Annotated in this window: 12 protein-coding genes; 9 read left to right on the top strand and 3 right to left on the bottom strand. The window is 62.8% G+C overall.

Annotated features, from left to right (window positions below):
- Positions 1-39: 39 nt before the first annotated feature.
- Positions 40-2,874 (bottom strand): excinuclease ABC subunit UvrA, encoded by a 2,835-nt coding sequence (uvrA, locus tag ACTORR_RS11205; protein WP_286934014.1) that lies wholly within the window; start codon positions 2,872-2,874, stop codon positions 40-42.
- A gap of 129 nt (positions 2,875-3,003) precedes the next feature.
- Between uvrA and ACTORR_RS11200 the strand changes: the two genes are divergently transcribed.
- Together ACTORR_RS11200 and ACTORR_RS11195 are read left to right on the top strand one after the other, a co-directional pair.
- The gene (locus ACTORR_RS11200; protein ID WP_054887030.1) at positions 3,004-4,398 is read left to right on the top strand and encodes an MFS transporter; all 1,395 of its coding nucleotides are present in this window, start codon (positions 3,004-3,006) and stop codon (positions 4,396-4,398) included.
- 9 nt (positions 4,399-4,407) lie between these two features.
- Positions 4,408-4,950: a single-stranded DNA-binding protein gene (locus tag ACTORR_RS11195; RefSeq protein ID WP_085677073.1), complete on the top strand. Its 543-nt coding sequence runs from the start codon at positions 4,408-4,410 to the stop codon at positions 4,948-4,950.
- A gap of 67 nt (positions 4,951-5,017) precedes the next feature.
- On the opposite strand, the gene ACTORR_RS11190 is transcribed toward ACTORR_RS11195, so the two are convergent.
- Positions 5,018-5,503 carry a GlcG/HbpS family heme-binding protein gene (locus tag ACTORR_RS11190; protein ID WP_082433645.1) on the bottom strand — a complete coding sequence of 162 codons (486 nt, stop codon included), beginning with the start codon at positions 5,501-5,503 and terminating at the stop codon, positions 5,018-5,020.
- A 112-nt stretch (positions 5,504-5,615) separates the two neighbouring features.
- Positions 5,616-7,016 (bottom strand): aminotransferase-like domain-containing protein, encoded by a 1,401-nt coding sequence (locus ACTORR_RS11185; protein WP_286934012.1) that lies wholly within the window; start codon positions 7,014-7,016, stop codon positions 5,616-5,618.
- 425 nt (positions 7,017-7,441) lie between these two features.
- Here ACTORR_RS11185 and ACTORR_RS11180 point away from each other — a divergent pair, with 425 nt between their 5' ends.
- The 7 genes from ACTORR_RS11180 to fdhE all read left to right on the top strand — a co-directional run bounded on the left by ACTORR_RS11180 (position 7,442) and on the right by fdhE (position 15,815).
- Positions 7,442-8,467 carry a TauD/TfdA family dioxygenase gene (locus ACTORR_RS11180; protein ID WP_286934011.1) on the top strand — a complete coding sequence of 342 codons (1,026 nt, stop codon included), beginning with the start codon at positions 7,442-7,444 and terminating at the stop codon, positions 8,465-8,467.
- A gap of 31 nt (positions 8,468-8,498) precedes the next feature.
- Positions 8,499-9,284 carry a sulfite exporter TauE/SafE family protein gene (locus ACTORR_RS11175; RefSeq protein ID WP_286934010.1) on the top strand — a complete coding sequence of 262 codons (786 nt, stop codon included), beginning with the start codon at positions 8,499-8,501 and terminating at the stop codon, positions 9,282-9,284.
- Positions 9,285-9,306: 22 nt separating this feature from the next.
- On the top strand, positions 9,307-10,068 hold the full coding sequence (locus ACTORR_RS11170; RefSeq protein ID WP_286934009.1) for an SDR family NAD(P)-dependent oxidoreductase: 762 nt from the start codon (positions 9,307-9,309) through the stop codon (positions 10,066-10,068).
- 144 nt (positions 10,069-10,212) lie between these two features.
- On the top strand, positions 10,213-13,281 hold the full coding sequence (gene fdnG / locus ACTORR_RS11165; RefSeq protein ID WP_286934007.1) for a formate dehydrogenase-N subunit alpha: 3,069 nt from the start codon (positions 10,213-10,215) through the stop codon (positions 13,279-13,281).
- The gene (gene fdxH / locus ACTORR_RS11160; RefSeq protein ID WP_286934006.1) at positions 13,281-14,231 is read left to right on the top strand and encodes a formate dehydrogenase subunit beta; all 951 of its coding nucleotides are present in this window, start codon (positions 13,281-13,283) and stop codon (positions 14,229-14,231) included. The genes fdnG and fdxH overlap by 1 nt, the downstream gene beginning before the upstream one ends.
- The gene (locus ACTORR_RS11155; protein WP_054886529.1) at positions 14,228-14,884 is read left to right on the top strand and encodes a formate dehydrogenase subunit gamma; all 657 of its coding nucleotides are present in this window, start codon (positions 14,228-14,230) and stop codon (positions 14,882-14,884) included. The genes fdxH and ACTORR_RS11155 overlap by 4 nt, the downstream gene beginning before the upstream one ends.
- 4 nt (positions 14,885-14,888) lie before the next feature.
- The gene (gene fdhE / locus ACTORR_RS11150) at positions 14,889-15,815 is read left to right on the top strand and encodes a formate dehydrogenase accessory protein FdhE (protein ID WP_054886530.1); all 927 of its coding nucleotides are present in this window, start codon (positions 14,889-14,891) and stop codon (positions 15,813-15,815) included.
- The last annotated feature ends 133 nt before the right edge of the window (positions 15,816-15,948 follow it).

The raw sequence follows: 15,948 nt of genomic DNA, 5'->3' as shown, positions 1-15,948 counted from the left end.
CCAACGGTACCAGGGGCTTTTTCACGCCAGCGCCAACCGTCAGGCCCGGTCACGCTCCAGCAGCGGCTTGAGGTAGTGCCCGGTATAAGACTGCTTCATCTTGGTCAGCTCCTCAGGCGTCCCGCAGGCGATGATCTGCCCGCCCTTGGAACCACCCTCCGGCCCCAGGTCCACCAGCCAGTCGGCAGTCTTGATCACATCCAGGTTGTGCTCGATCACTACCACGGTGTTGCCGTGGTCACGCAGGCGATGCAGAACGTCCAGCAGCTGCTGGATGTCGGCGAAGTGCAGGCCGGTGGTCGGCTCGTCGAGGATGTAGAGGGTCTTGCCGGTGTCACGCTTGGACAACTCGCGAGAGAGCTTCACACGTTGTGCCTCGCCACCGGACAGGGTGGTCGCCGATTGCCCCAGCTTGATGTACGAAAGCCCCACGTCCATCAGCGTCTGCAGCTTGCGCGCCAACGCTGGTACCGCATCGAAGAACGCACGGGCATCCTCGATGGTCATTTCCAGCACTTCGTGGATGTTCTTGCCCTTGTACTTGATCTCCAGGGTTTCGCGGTTGTAGCGCTTGCTCTTGCAAACGTCGCAGGGCACGTAGATGTCCGGCAGGAAGTGCATCTCGACCTTGATAAGGCCATCCCCCTGGCAGGCCTCGCAACGGCCACCCTTGACGTTGAACGAGAAGCGCCCCGGACCGTAGCCGCGCGAGCGCGATTCCGGTACGCCGGAGAACAGCTCGCGAATCGGCGTGAAGATACCGGTGTAGGTAGCCGGGTTCGAGCGCGGTGTGCGGCCGATCGGGCTCTGGTCGATATCCACGACCTTGTCCAGGTGCTGCAGGCCATCCATGCTGGTGTGCGGCGCGGCTTCCAGGGTGCTCGCGCCGTTCAGGGCGGTGGCCGCGAGGGGGAACAGCGTGTTGTTGATCAACGTCGACTTGCCAGAGCCGGATACGCCGGTCACGCAGGTCAGCAGGCCGATCGGGATTTCCAGGTCGACGTTCTGCAGGTTGTTGCCACGTGCGCCCTTGAGCTTTAGCTGCAGTTTCTTGTCGCGCGGGGTGCGCTTGGCGGGCACGACGATCTTCTTGCGCCCGGACAGGTACTTGCCGGTCAGCGAGTCAGGGTGGTCCATGACCTCCTGTGGCGAGCCCTCAGCGACGATCTGGCCACCGTGCACGCCGGCACCTGGGCCGATGTCCACCACGTAGTCGGCCAGACGTATGGCGTCCTCGTCGTGTTCAACCACGATCACCGTGTTGCCCAGGTCGCGCAGGTGGTTGAGGGTGGCCAGCAGGCGGTCGTTGTCCCGTTGATGAAGGCCGATGGACGGTTCGTCGAGGATGTACATGACCCCGACCAGGCCGGCACCAATCTGGCTGGCCAGGCGGATACGCTGGGCCTCACCGCCAGACAGCGTATCGGCACTGCGGTCGAGGGTCAGGTAGTCGAGGCCGACGTTGACCAGGAACTGCAGGCGCTCGCAAATCTCCTTGAGGATCTTTGCCGCGATTTCGCCGCGCCGGCCGGTCAGGCTCAGGTCAGCGAAATAGCTGCTGGCCTCACCGATCGGCAGGTTGGTCACCGCTGGCAGGGTTTTCTCGCCAACCCACACGTGGCGGGCTTCGCGGCGCAGGCGGGTGCCGCGACAGTCCGGGCAGGGCTGGGTGCCGAGGAACTTGGCCAGCTCTTCACGCACGGTGGCCGACTCGGTTTCGCGGTAGCGGCGTTCGAGGTTCGGCACTATGCCTTCGAACGGGTGCGAGCGCTTGACGATATCGCCGCGGTCGTTGAGGTACTTGAAGTCGACGCTCTGCTTGCCGCTGCCTTGAAGGATCACCTTCTGGTGCTCGGCGGACAGTTCACCGAACGGCTCTTCCAGGCTGAAGCCATAATGCGCTGCCAGCGAGCCGAGCATCTGGAAGTAATACACGTTGCGCCGGTCCCAGCCGCGAATCGCGCCTTCGGCCAGGGTCAGCTCGCTGTTGACCAGGCGCTTGGTATCGAAGAACTGCTTCACCCCGAGGCCGTCGCAGGTCGGGCAGGCACCGGCCGGGTTGTTGAAGGAGAACAGCTTCGGCTCCAGCTCGCTGATCGCGTGGCCACACACCGGGCAGGCGAAGCGCGCGGAGAAGATCATCTCTTCGCCGGGCTCGTCGTCCATGGGCGCTACCAAGGCGATGCCGTCAGCGAGCTTCAGCGCGGTTTCGAACGATTCGGCCAGGCGCTGTTGCAGGTCGGCGCGGACCTTGAAACGGTCCACTACCACGTCGATGCTGTGCTTCTTCTGCTTGTCCAGCTTCGGCAGTTCGTCCAGCTCATGAAGCTTGCCGTTGACCCGTGCACGCACGAAGCCTTGGGCGCGCAACTCGTCGAATACCGCCAGGTGCTCACCCTTGCGCTCGCGCACGACCGGCGCCAGCAGCATCAGCTTGCTGCCTTCCGGGCGCTCCAGTACCAGGTCGACCATCTGGCTGATCGTTTGCGCTTCCAGAGGGATGTCGTGGTCCGGGCAGCGCGGCGTACCGACGCGGGCGTACAGCAGGCGCAGGTAGTCGTAGATCTCGGTGATGGTGCCGACCGTTGACCTTGGGTTGTGCGATGTCGACTTCTGCTCGATGGAAATCGCCGGCGACAGGCCTTCGATGGTGTCGACGTCGGGCTTTTCCATCATCGACAGGAATTGCCGGGCATAGGCCGACAGCGATTCCACGTAGCGGCGCTGGCCTTCGGCGTAGAGTGTGTCGAACGCCAGGGACGACTTGCCGGATCCGGACAGGCCGGTGATCACGATAAGCTTGTCCCGCGGCAGGGTCAGGTCGATGTTCTTCAGGTTGTGGGTACGTGCCCCACGAATCAGGATCTTGTCCACTGCGGCCTCGCTCGGCGGGCATAAACAAGGAAGTATACGGCGCGCTGCCAGTACGCGGCAAAGCGTCGCGTAGATGCCGTCAAGCTGTCGGACTGATAGAATCGCCGCCGGTTCACACGAGGTTTATCCATGCACGACACCCACAACGAGCGCATGAGCAGCGGCGAAACCCGCGCTGCTGGCGGCCTGGCCCTGGTCTTTGCCTTTCGTATGCTGGGCATGTTCATGGTCTTGCCGGTGCTGGCCACCTACGGCATGGACCTGGCCGGCGCTACCCCTGCGCTGATCGGCCTGGCCATAGGCGCCTATGGCCTGACCCAGGCGGTATTGCAGATCCCGTTCGGGATGATTTCCGACCGCATAGGCCGCCGGCCAGTCATTTACCTGGGGCTGGTGGTGTTTGCCCTGGGTAGCCTGCTGGCGGCTCAGGCAGACACCATCTGGGGGGTGATCGCCGGGCGTATCCTGCAGGGGGCCGGGGCGATTTCCGCGGCGGTCATGGCTTTGCTCTCGGACCTGACCCGCGAGCAGCACCGGACCAAGGCGATGGCGATGATCGGCATGAGCATCGGCCTGTCGTTTGCCGTCGCCATGGTCACAGGCCCATTGCTGACAAGCCACTTCGGCTTGTCAGGATTGTTCCTGGCCACTGCAGGACTTGCCCTGGTTGGTATCCTGCTGATCGCCTTCGTCGTGCCCAATACCCACAGCACATTGCAGCACCGCGAGTCGGGTGTGGCGCGCCAGGCCCTCGGCCCGACCCTGCGTCATCCGGACCTTCTGCGCCTGGATGCAGGCATTTTCATCCTCCACGCCATCCTCATGGCCAGCTTCGTCGCGCTGCCCCTGGCCTTCGTCGAACGCGGAGATCTGCCCAAGGAGCAGCACTGGTGGGTGTACCTGACCGCGCTGCTGATCTCATTTTTTGCAATGATCCCGTTCATCATCTACGGCGAAAAAAAGCGCAAGATGAAACGCGTCCTGGCTGGTGCGGTCAGTGTCCTGCTGCTGACGGAAGTGTTCTTCTGGCAGTGGGCTGACGGTTTGCGCGGACTGGTGATTGGCACCGTGGTATTCTTTACCGCATTCAACCTGCTGGAGGCCTCGTTGCCTTCGCTGGTGAGCAAGGTGTCGCCTGCTGGTGGCAAGGGGACGGCGATGGGGGTGTATTCCACCAGCCAGTTCCTCGGCGCTGCCCTGGGAGGCATCCTCGGTGGCTGGCTGTTCCAGCACGGCGGGCTGAACATGGTGTTCCTTGGTTGCGCAATCCTGTGTGCCATCTGGTTGGTCGTCGCCTTGCGCATGAACGAGCCGCCCTATGTGACCAGCCTGCGCATGCCGCTGACGCCAGAGGCCGTTCGGGAAGCCGGCTTGACCGAGCGCCTGATGGCCGTGCCGGGTGTGACCGACGCCGTGGTGGTGGCAGATGAAGCCGCCATCTATATCAAACTGGATACGAAAATTTTGGACCGTGCGACCCTCGAGCGACTGGTGAATCCAGCCTCTTCGGCGTGCGAAGCCTAGGAGAACGTTATGGCCCGTGGGGTTAACAAAGTCATTCTGGTCGGCACCTGTGGCCAGGATCCCGAAGTCCGCTACCTGCCCAACGGTAACGCCGTGACCAACCTGAGCCTGGCCACCAGCGAGCAGTGGACCGACAAGCAGTCGGGCCAGAAGGTCGAGCGTACCGAGTGGCACCGTGTGTCGCTGTTCGGCAAGGTTGCCGAAATCGCCGGCGAGTACCTGCGCAAAGGTTCGCAGTGCTACATCGAAGGCAAGCTGCAGACCCGCGAGTGGGAAAAGGACGGCATCAAGCGCTACACCACCGAGATCATCGTCGACATCAACGGCACCATGCAGCTGCTCGGCGGTCGTCCGCAGGGCCAGCAGCAGGGCGGTGACCCGTACAACCAGGGTGGCGGCAACTACGGTGGCGGCCAGCAGCAACAGTACAACCAAGCTCCGCCACGCCAGCAGGCTCAGCGCCCGCAGCAGCAACAGCGCCCGGCGCCGCAGCAGCCTGCGCCGCAGCCGGCGGCTGACTTTGACAGCTTCGATGACGATATTCCGTTCTGATCGAGCGGCAAGGCGTCTAGCTGGAACAGAAACCCAGGGCAGTTGCCTTGGGTTTTTTTATGCCTGTTCAGGCATCGCTATCCAGCGCCGCCTGAGCAAACTGTGCATCCAGCTCCGGCGTGGCACCACTGATGCCAATACCGCCGATATGCATGCCGTTCTTGTCCATGATCGGCAGGCCTCCTTCCAGCAACGTGAACCCCGGTAATGATGCATAGGGGTTGGCCGGGTGTGCGGAGCTGCGTTCGCCAAGTGCGCGTGAAGACAAGGGGAAGCGGGCAGAGGTCGAAGCCTTGAGTTGCGCTACCTTGATGCTGCCGCTGCTGGTGCCGTCCATGCGGTGGAAGTGTTTCAGGTTGCCATGGTTGTCGATGATGCTGATGACGATCGCATAGCCCTGGGCAGTGGCCGCTCGTTCGGCGGCCGCGGTCATTTTTCGCGCTTGTAGTGACGTGAGTGGCGAAGGATTTTCACCCGAGGCGGCTGCAGGACTTGGGGCAATGGTGCCTGAGCCGGCGACGAGTACACTCAGGCAGAACGTCTTGAAATTCATGAGGACAGATCCCTTTGTCGGAGTTTGCCTCAACCTAGTCAGTTTCAAGCGAATCTGATGTAGTCCTTTTCCGAAAGTGCCGAGCGGGAGGCAGAGCGGTGCAGCATGCCGCTCAATAGAACAACCGCGGCTCCGGTGAATCCAGCAGGCTCGCCAGTTTGGTCAGGGCAAAGCCCAGCTCCTGGCGGCTGGGAGACATCAAGGCAATGCGCACGCCACAGGTGGCATGGTTGCGCTCGGGCAGGAACTGGCTGCCGCTGACCACCGTGACGCCATTGTTGCGCGCCAGGTTGGCGAACTCGTCGCTGGTCCAGGGCTCGGGCAACTCCAACCAGATATGGAAGCTGTTGGGCTGGCTGCGGATCCTGTACTTGCCCAAGATTTCTCGCGCCATGTGCTGACGCGCAGCTGCTTGCTCCTGCTGCACCTGCACCAGCTGATCGGCCATGCCGCTGTTGATCAGGTTGCTGGCCAGTTGCGCCATCAATGGCGATGGCATCCAGACACTGCTGCGTACCATCGATGATAGCCGCGAGAGGGTTTGCGGCGGGGCATACAGGTAGCCGATACGCAGTGCCGGCAGCACGCTCTTGGACAGGCTGGTGAGGTACACCGACCGCTCAGGGGCATACGCGGCAAGCGGCTTGTAGTCCGGGGCGGGTTCGAGAAAACCATAGATGTCGTCATCGACGATGAACAGGTCAAACTCGCGAGCGATCTGGGCGATGGCCTCGCGCCGCGCATGGGGCATGATCGAGTTGGTCGGGTTCTGGTGCGTGGTGACGCACACCAGCAGCGAGGGGCGATGTTCCAGGCATGCCGCACGCAGCGCCTCGGGAATCAGCCCGAATTCGTCCATGGCCACGCCTCGCAGGCGACGCCCCATGCTGTGGGCCAGGGAGATGATGCCTGGGTAGCAGAACGATTCGCACAGCACCACGTCGTCGCTCTTCGACAGGCTGCTGATGGCTACTAGCAAGCCATGCTGGGCGCCCGACGTCAGCACCACCTGCTGCCAGCGGGCTTCGGGCAGCCAGCGCTGGATCCAGGCCGCTCCAGCCTGCTTGTGGGTCGCATGGCCGCCCTCGGTGACATAGTCCAGCACCTGGGCCAGGTCGGGCGACTGGGCCAGTTCGTTGATGGCGCCGCGCAGCCAATCGGTCATGTGGGCGTCATTGGGCTTGATGATCGACAGATCGATCTGCCCGCTCTCGCGCTCGGCGCTGCTGGGGCTGGGCCGTGCAGGTGCAGGCGGGGCAGGGGGCTGCGCCTGGCGTTGCGGCAGCACGAAAGTCCCGCGTCCGACCTCACCCACCACCAGGCCACGCTTGGCGGCTTCGTCATAGGCTCGGCCAATGGTGCCGGGTGTCACGTCCAGTGACTCGGCCAGGTCCTTGAGGGTTGGCAAGCGTTCGCCAGCCACCAGCCGGCCGCTGCCGATGTCCTGCTCCAGGGCGTCGGCGATCATCAGGTAGACCGGCTGCGCCAGGTCGCTGTAGCGAGGAACCCACATAGAAATGGCACCAGAATCTGCGAGAACGCGGAAGCCTAGCACGAAAGGTATGATGGAAGTAATTGTGTTTTCTTACGTGTAAATTGCCTTGATTGAATCGCATCGATCAGTCGGTCGACGACCTTGAATCGAGGCCTTGATCGAAATAAATCCGGTCTGCATCCAGCGCCGTTTCGCCACGCCTTACAGAAACCTTTTGAAATCAATAAGTTGATTGAATCGACTTAATTGTATGTCTTCGCCTTTTGGAAAATGGATTGAATCGACGTTATTTTTGTAATTACAATGATTGCGTCGATGCAATTCGCTGGCCTCTTGCCGGCTTCAGCCGCTTGCATCGTCCCGCTGTGACCGGCTTCAAAAACATAAACATCTGCCGCCGACACCGACTGGCCTCAAGCCAGCAACATGGAATATCACTGCAAATGGAAAGTGCACACCTGCATCAAGGCGCCGAGCTACAAGCCTCACTGGAGATCCGTCTGCCCTGGGTCATCTCCAGCGCCTGGCAAACCTTGCTGAACAACACACCGCTCGACTTCGAGACGAGCAAGGAGCTTTATCCACAGCTCAAGGACCAGGCCCAGGACGTGCTGGGCAAGGCGCTTTGCCAACAGATCCGTGACTTTGTCACGGACCCGTACCTGACCAGCATGATCGTGCGCAATTGCCCGCGTGACCGTGACATCCCACCCACGCCTTATTCGGGCGTACTCAGCCCGCGCAGCACGCCGGTTGCCTGCCTGGTCAGCCTGACCATGCAGAGCCTGATGGGGATCAACCCGGTGGTCTACGAGGGTGAGAACGATGGTCGGCTGTTCCGCCATGTCATTCCTTCGCGTCATTCTTCCAGCCACAAGAGCTCCCATGGCTCGAAGCTGCGCTTCTCCTATCATGTGGACAACCCGGACCTGCCACTGTCATCCGAGCCGCTCGGCGACACGTCTTGCTGCCCGGAATACCTGTCGTTCTTCGGCATGCGCTGCGACCCGCGCATCAGTACCACACTGGTGAGCCTCGATGCCGTGGTGGCGGCACTGCCCGCGGCCACCGTACGCGAACTGTGCCTGCCTCAGTTCGAGATCCGCCGCCCCGACTCCTTTAGCGGCAACCGCCGTTGCACGGCCGAACTCCCTGTACTGGTGCGCGGCCATGCCGGTGAATGGTTGTGCCGTTTCGACAGCGAAAACACCCACGGCCTCAACCTGCGGGCCGAGCAGGCACTGGCCAGCCTGCGCAGCGTGCTGGAAACCCGTCGCTTCGACGAACCCCACCTGCTGCTGCCGGGCGACTTCATGGTCTTCAAGAACCAGCGTGTGCTGCATGCCCGCGATGGTTTCGAGCCACAGAACGATGGCGCCGACCGCTGGCTGCTGCGGCTGTTCGCGGTCAACGACCTGAACCGCGTGCATTTCGCCCGGGCCGATCACCTTTACGAAGTGCTCTCCTGATTCTTTTTACTGACTCGACGGACGTACCGATATGGAACTGTTAGGCGCCTTCTGGGCGGAACACTGGTTGTTGGCGATCCTGATGCTGGGCGCCATCGCATTCGTTGCAGGCTTTGTCGACAGCATCGCCGGGGGTGGCGGGCTGTTTCTGGTGCCGGGCTTTCTGCTGGTGGGCATGCCGCCGCAGGTTGCCCTGGGGCAAGAGAAGCTGGTGAGCACCCTGGGCACCCTCGCGGCCATCCGCAACTTCCTGGCCAACAGCAAGATGGTCTGGCAGGTGGCGCTGGTCGGTGTGCCGTTTTCATTGCTCGGGGCTTACCTGGGCGCGCACCTGATCGTGTCGATCCCCCAGGAAACCGTGGGCAAGATCATCCTGGCGCTGATCCCGTTCGGCATCCTCATCTTCCTCACCCCCAAGGACCGCCCGGTGGAGGAGCGCGAGCTGTCGCCGCGCATGCTGTTCACCGTGGTTCCGCTGACCTGCCTGGCCATCGGCTTCTACGACGGCTTCTTCGGCCCCGGCACCGGCAGCATGTTCATCATCGCGTTCCACTACCTGCTGCGCATGGACCTGGTCTCCAGCTCCGCCAATTCCAAGACCTTCAACTTCGCCTCCAACATCGGCGCACTGGTGGCGTTCGTCATGGCGGGCAAGGTCGTCTACCTGCTGGCGCTACCGCTGGTGGCCTGCAACATCCTCGGCAACCACCTGGGCAGCGCCCTGGCCCTGCGCAAAGGCAATGAAGTGGTACGCAAGGCGTTGGTGTTCTCGATGCTCTGCCTGTTTACCAGCCTGGGCTTGAAGTACCTGGGCTGACCCCTTTCAAAGGAGATAACTGATGAAAACTGCATTCGTCACCGGCGCTTCTTCGGGCTTTGGCCGGGCCATCTGCCGCACCCTGATCGGCAAGGGCTACCGTGTGATCGGCGCCGCCCGGCGCATGGACAAGCTGCAAATGCTGGAGGCCGAGCTGGGCGACAATTTCATTGCTCTGGCGCTGGATGTCACCGATCCGCGGTCGATCGAGTCGGCGTTCGAACAAGTCCGCGACGCCTCGCTGCAAATCGACCTGCTGGTGAACAATGCCGGGCTGGCGCTGGGTGTCGACCGCGCCCAGGCCAGCAGCAGCGAGAACTGGCAGCAGATGATCGACACCAACGTCACCGGCCTGGCGATGGTGACCCACAAGGTCCTGCCGCAGATGGTGGAGGCCGACAGCGGGATGATCATCAACATGGGGTCCATTGCCGGCACTTATCCGTACCCGGGCGGCAACGTGTATGGCGCCAGCAAGGCGTTTGTCCGCCAGTTCAGCCTCAACCTGCGCGCCGACCTGGCCGGCACCCGCGTGCGGGTGAGCAATATCGAACCGGGGTTGTGCTCGGGCACCGACTTTTCGGTGGTGCGCCTGAACGGCGACCTGGATGCCGTGCAAGCGCTCTATCGTGACGTGGAGGCCATCTTGCCGGAGGACATCGCCGCCACAGTGGCGTGGATTGCCGAGCAACCGGGGCATGTGAACATCAATACCGTCGAGATCATGCCGGTGGCCCAGAGCAGTGCGGCACTCAATGTGGCGCGTAACCTGCCGCACTGTTGATTGGCTTATGCGATGACCCATGTCATCGCACGTTCTCGTTTCTTGACTAGTCTTATCCATTGGCGGCCATCAATTAGCCGCCACCGTGACTACCAAGAGGCGCCGGCCATGTTCCGTGCGTCCGAACCTGATCAGGAGTGCACGATGGATCTCAACCGTCGGCAGTTCTTCAAGGTCGCCGCTGTCGGCCTTGGAGGCTCGAGCTTGGCGGCGTTGGGCATGTCCCCTACGCCGGCCTTCGCCGAGCAGGTGCGTCACTTCAAGCTGGCGCACACGAAAGAAACCCGCAACACCTGCCCCTACTGCTCGGTCGGCTGCGGCCTGATCATGTACAGCCAGGGCGATGCGGGCAAGAACGTCAAGCAGAACATCATCCACATCGAAGGCGACGCCGATCACCCGGTCAACCGTGGCACCCTGTGCCCCAAAGGTGCCGGGCTGCTCGACTTTATCCACAGCCCCAGCCGCCTCAAGTACCCCGAGGTGCGCAAGCCGGGCAGCAAAGAGTGGGTGCGGGTCAGTTGGGACGAGGCGCTCGACCGCGTCGCCGACCTGATGAAGAAAGACCGCGACGCCAACTTCATCGAGAAGAATGCCCAGGGGCAAACGGTAAACCGCTGGCTCACCACCGGTTTCCTCGCTGCCTCCGCCGCCTCCAGCGAGGCGGGTTACCTGACCCACAAGGTCGTCCGCGCAACAGGCATGCTGGGGTTCGATAACCAGGCACGTGTCTGACATGGCCCGACGGTGGCAAGTCTTGCCCCGACGTACGGCCGTGGCGCCATGACCAACCATTGGTCCGATATCGCCAACGCGAATCTGGTCCTGGTGATGGGTGGCAACGCAGCAGAAGCGCATCCATGCGGCTTCAAATGGGTGACCGAAGCCAAGGCGCACAACCAGGCGCGGCTGATCGTGGTCGACCCGCGGTTTACCCGTACCGCTTCGGTGGCGGACTACTACGCGCCGATCCGTACCGGTACCGACATCGCCTTCATGGGCGGGCTGATCAACTACCTGCTGAGCAATGACAAGATCCAGCACGAGTACGTGCGCAACTACACCGACGTGTCGTTCATCGTCAAAGAGACCTATGGCTTTGAGGACGGGCTGTTCAGCGGCTACGACGAGGCCAAGCGCGTGTATGCGGACAAATCCGGCTGGGGCTATGAGCTGGGCGAGGACGGCTTCGCCAAGGTCGACCCGACCCTGCAGCACCCGCGCTGCGTGTTCCAGTTGATGAAGCAGCACTACAGCCGCTACACCCCGGAGCTGGCCAGCATGACCTGCGGCATGCCGCAGGACGCCATGATGAAGATCTGGGAAGAGATCGCCACCTGCTCGGTACCGGGCAAGACCATGACGATCCTCTACGCACTCGGCTGGACGCAGCACTCCATCGGCGCGCAGATCATCCGCAGTGCGGCCATGGTCCAGCTGCTGCTGGGCAACGTCGGCATGCCGGGCGGCGGGGTCAACGCCCTGCGCGGGCACTCCAACATCCAGGGCCTGACCGACCTCGGCCTGCTGTCCAACTCATTGCCGGGCTACCTGACCCTGGCTGGTGACGCCGAGCAGGACTACGCCGCCTATATCGACAAGCGCGCTTCCAAACCGCTGCGCCCGGGGCAGCTGTCGTACTGGCAGAACTACGGCAAGTTCCACGTCAGCCTGATGAAGGCCTGGTACGGGCCGAACGCGACGCCCGAAAACAACTGGGGCTATGACTGGCTACCCAAGCTCGATGTGCCGGCGTACGACGTGCTGCGCATGTTCGAAATGATGAGTCAGGGCAAGGTCAATGGCTACATGTGCCAAGGCTTCAACCCGATCGCCGCGCTGCCGGACAAGAATCGCGTCACCGCGGCGCTCGGCAAGCTCAAGTGGCTGGTGATCATGGATCCGCTGGCCACCGAAACCTCGGAGTTCTGGCGCAATGCTGGGCCGTTCAACGATGTCGACACGGCCAATATCCAGACCGAGGTGATCCGCCTGCCCACCACCTGTTTCGCCGAGGAGGATGGCTCGCTGGTCAACAGCAGCCGCTGGCTGCAGTGGCACTGGAAGGGCGCCGACGGCCCGGGCGAGACCCGCACCGACGTGCAGATCATGAGCGAGTTGTTCATTCGCCTGCGCCAGCGTTACCAGGCCGAGGGCGGGGCCTATCCAGACGCCATGATGAACATTCACTGGCCGTACAAGATCCCCGCAGAGCCATCACCCGAGGAGCTGGCCAAGGAGATGAACGGCTGGGCAGTGGCCGATGTCACCGACCCGACCGGCGCAGTCATCAAGGCTGGCCAGCAACTGTCCGGCTTCGGCCAGCTCAAGGATGACGGCAGTACCGCCTCCGGCTGCTGGATTTTCGCCGGCTGCTGGACCGAGCAAGGCAACCAGATGGCCCGCCGCGACAACAGCGACCCGTACGGCATGCACCAGGTGCAGAACTGGGCCTGGGCCTGGCCGGCCAATCGCCGCATCCTCTACAACCGCGCGTCCAGCGACCCCCAAGGCAAGCCGTGGGACCCAGAGAAGAAGCGCCTGGTGTGGTGGAACGGCAAGGCCTGGACCGGCACCGACGTGCCCGACTTCAAGGTCGACTCGCCACCTGAGGCAGGGATGAACCCGTTCATCATGAACCCCGAAGGTGTGGCGCGGTTCTTCGCCATCGACAAGATGGCCGAAGGCCCGTTCCCCGAGCACTACGAGCCGTTCGAGACGCCGATTGGCATCAACCCGCTGCACCCGCAGAACAAGAAGGCCACCAGCAACCCGGCCGGGCGTATCTTCGATTCCGTGTGGGACACCCTTGGCAAGCACGAAGAGTTTCCATATGCGGCGACCACTTACCGGTTGACCGAGCACTTCCACTTCTGGAGCAAGCACTGCCGCCTCAATGCCATCGCCCAGCCCGAGCAGTTCGTCGAGATCGGCGAGGTGCTGGCCAACGAAAAAGGCATCAAGGCCGGTGACCGGGTGCGGGTGTCGAGCAAGCGTGGTCACATCGATGCGGTGGCGGTGGTGACCAAGCGGATTCGCCCGCTGCAGGTCAACAACCAGACGGTGCACCAGATCGGCATACCGCTGCACTGGGGCTTCACCGGGACCACGCGGCATGGCTACCTGACCAACACCTTGGTGCCGTTCCTCGGTGACGGCAACACCCAGACGCCAGAGTCCAAGTCGTTCCTCGTCAAAGTGGAGAAACTCTGATGGCCAGCCAAGACATCATCGCCCGCTCGGCCACCACCACCGTTCCGCCTTCGGTACGCCAGCTGGACGAGGTCGCCAAACTGATCGACACCACCAAGTGCATCGGTTGCAAGGCCTGCCAGGTGGCATGCTCGGAATGGAACGAACTGCGTGACGAGGTCGGCCACAACCACGGCACCTATGACAATCCCCAGGACCTCACCGCTGAAACCTGGACCCTGATGCGCTTCACCGAGCACGAGCGCGACGACGGCAACCTGGAGTGGCTGATTCGCAAGGACGGCTGCATGCACTGCGCCGAGCCGGGCTGCCTGAAGGCCTGCCCAAGCCCGGGCGCGATCATCAAGCACGCCAACGGCATCGTCGACTTCAACCAGGACCACTGCATCGGCTGCGGCTACTGCATCACCGGCTGCCCGTTCAACATCCCGCGCATCTCGCAGAAGGATCACAAGGCTTACAAGTGCACCTTGTGTTCCGACCGCGTGACCGTGGGCCTGGAGCCGGCCTGTGTGAAGACCTGCCCGACCGGGGCGATCGTGTTCGGTACCAAGGAGGAGATGAAGGTGCATGCCGCCGAGCGTATCGTCGACCTCAAGTCCCGCGGCTTCGAGCAGGCCGGGCTGTACGACCCGGACGGTGTCGGCGGCACCCACGTGATGTATGTGCTGCACCACGCCGACACACCGAAGCTGTACGCCGGCCTGCCGGACCAACCGGTGATCAGCCCGCTGGTGGGCTTGTGGAAGGGCTTCACCAAACCGCTGGCGCTGTTGGCCATGGGCGCGGCGGTGCTGGCCGGGTTCTTCCACTACGTGCGGGTGGGGCCACAGCGGGTCGAGGAGGACGAACACCCGGCGCCACCGGACAACAGCGTGCATCAGGTGGACCCTGCGGTGCATGTCTATGACCCGACCAAGCCCGGTGGGCAGGGGGAGCAGCGGCCATGAACGACGACAAACCCATCCTGCGCTACAACGCCAATGAGCGGACCAACCACTGGATCGTCGCCATCCTGTTCATGACGGCAGGTCTTTCCGGGCTGGCGCTGTTCCATCCGGCACTGTTCTGGCTCAGCCATCTGTTTGGCGGCGGACCATGGACGCGCATTCTGCACCCCTTCCTGGGCGTGGCGATGTTCGTGTTCTTCCTCGGCTTGGTGTTCCGTTTCTGGCGCGCCAACTTCATCACCGCCAACGACCGCCTGTGGCTGCGCCGCGTGGACCGGGTGATGTTGAACCAAGAGGAGGGAGTGCCACCGATCGGCAAGTACAACGCCGGGCAGAAGCTGCTGTTCTGGACCCTGCTGGTGTGCATGCTGGTGTTGTTGCTCAGCGGCGTGGTGATCTGGCGCGCGTATTTCAGCCAGCTGTTCGGTATCGAGGTCATTCGCCTGTCGGCGCTGGCCCATGCGCTGGCGGCGTTCGTGCTGATCCTCAGCATTATCGTGCACATCTACGCCGGTATCTGGATCAAGGGCTCGATCGGCGCCATGCTGCATGGCGGGGTCAGCCGCGCCTGGGCACGCAAGCACCATGAGTTGTGGTACCGCGAAGTGACCGGCGACAAGACGCCGGGCAATCACGGACGGAAAGAAGGATGAGCGCTTGAGCACGATACTCGAACCGGGGCAGATCGAAGCGTCGGCAGTGATGCCGCCGTTTCTGCACCTGCCGCCTGCCAATCTGTTTGCACTGCGCGCAGCGCGCCTGGAGCACTTGGCTGAGGGCAATGCCCTTGGCGATTACCTGCTGCTGATCGCTCAACTATGCCGCGTCCAGCAGCAGCTTGTGGATAACCCTCCCGGTAGTTTGCCGGTGGCCGAGGAGCGTCATCGCCTGTGCATAAGTCATGGGCTGCCGCCGTTGGCAGCCGACGGTCTGGTACGGGAGGGGCCGTGGCTGGTCTGGTTGCAGGCCTTGCTCTTGCACTTCGATAGCGAGGCCAGTGGCGCGCTGGGCGAAGCGCTACAGGCCCTGCGCGACAGTGACGACAGCCAGCGCAAGAGCTGGGGGATCGCTTTGCTGGCCGGCCAGTACGATGCGCTGCCGGCGGCGTTGGTACCGTTCATTGGCGCCGCCTTGCAGGCAGCCTGGTCGAGCTGGTTGCTGGCCCTGCCAGCACCGGAACTGAAGCCCGCCGGTAGCCTGGCGCAGTGCCCGGCCTGCGGTTCGCCGGCAATGGCCGGGGTGGTGCGCAACCGTGGCAAGCACAACGGCCTGCGTTACCTGGCATGTTCGTTGTGTGCCTGTGAGTGGCATGTGGTGCGGGTCAAGTGCGTCTATTGCGAATCGAGCAAGGACTTGCGTTACACCAGTCTCGAAGACGATCGCCATGCGCCGGGCAAGGCGCCGCTACGGGCCGAATGCTGCCCGGAATGCTCCAGCTACCTGAAGCAGCATTATCTGGAAAACGATGCGGCGGCCGAGCCACTGGCTGATGACCTGGCCAGCCTGGCGCTGGATATCAGGCTGGACGAGGAGGGCTTCCATCGCCTGGCACCCAACCTGATGCTCGCGCCGGGTAGTGGCTGAGTGTCTACACTGTAATACCGAGTTGCCTGCTTCGCGGGTAAACCCGCTCCCACAGTTACAGCGCACTTCTGAAGGTTGGCGCTATACCTGTGGGAGCGGGTTTACCCGCGAAGAGGCCATCAAAGACAACGGA

The sequence above is a fragment of the Pseudomonas sp. SAR267 genome (assembly GCF_052077595.1).
Lineage (GTDB): Bacteria > Pseudomonadota > Gammaproteobacteria > Pseudomonadales > Pseudomonadaceae > Aquipseudomonas > Aquipseudomonas vlassakiae.
The sequence above is the reverse complement of the archived record's forward strand: the minus strand, read 5'-3'. Positions and strand labels throughout refer to the sequence as shown.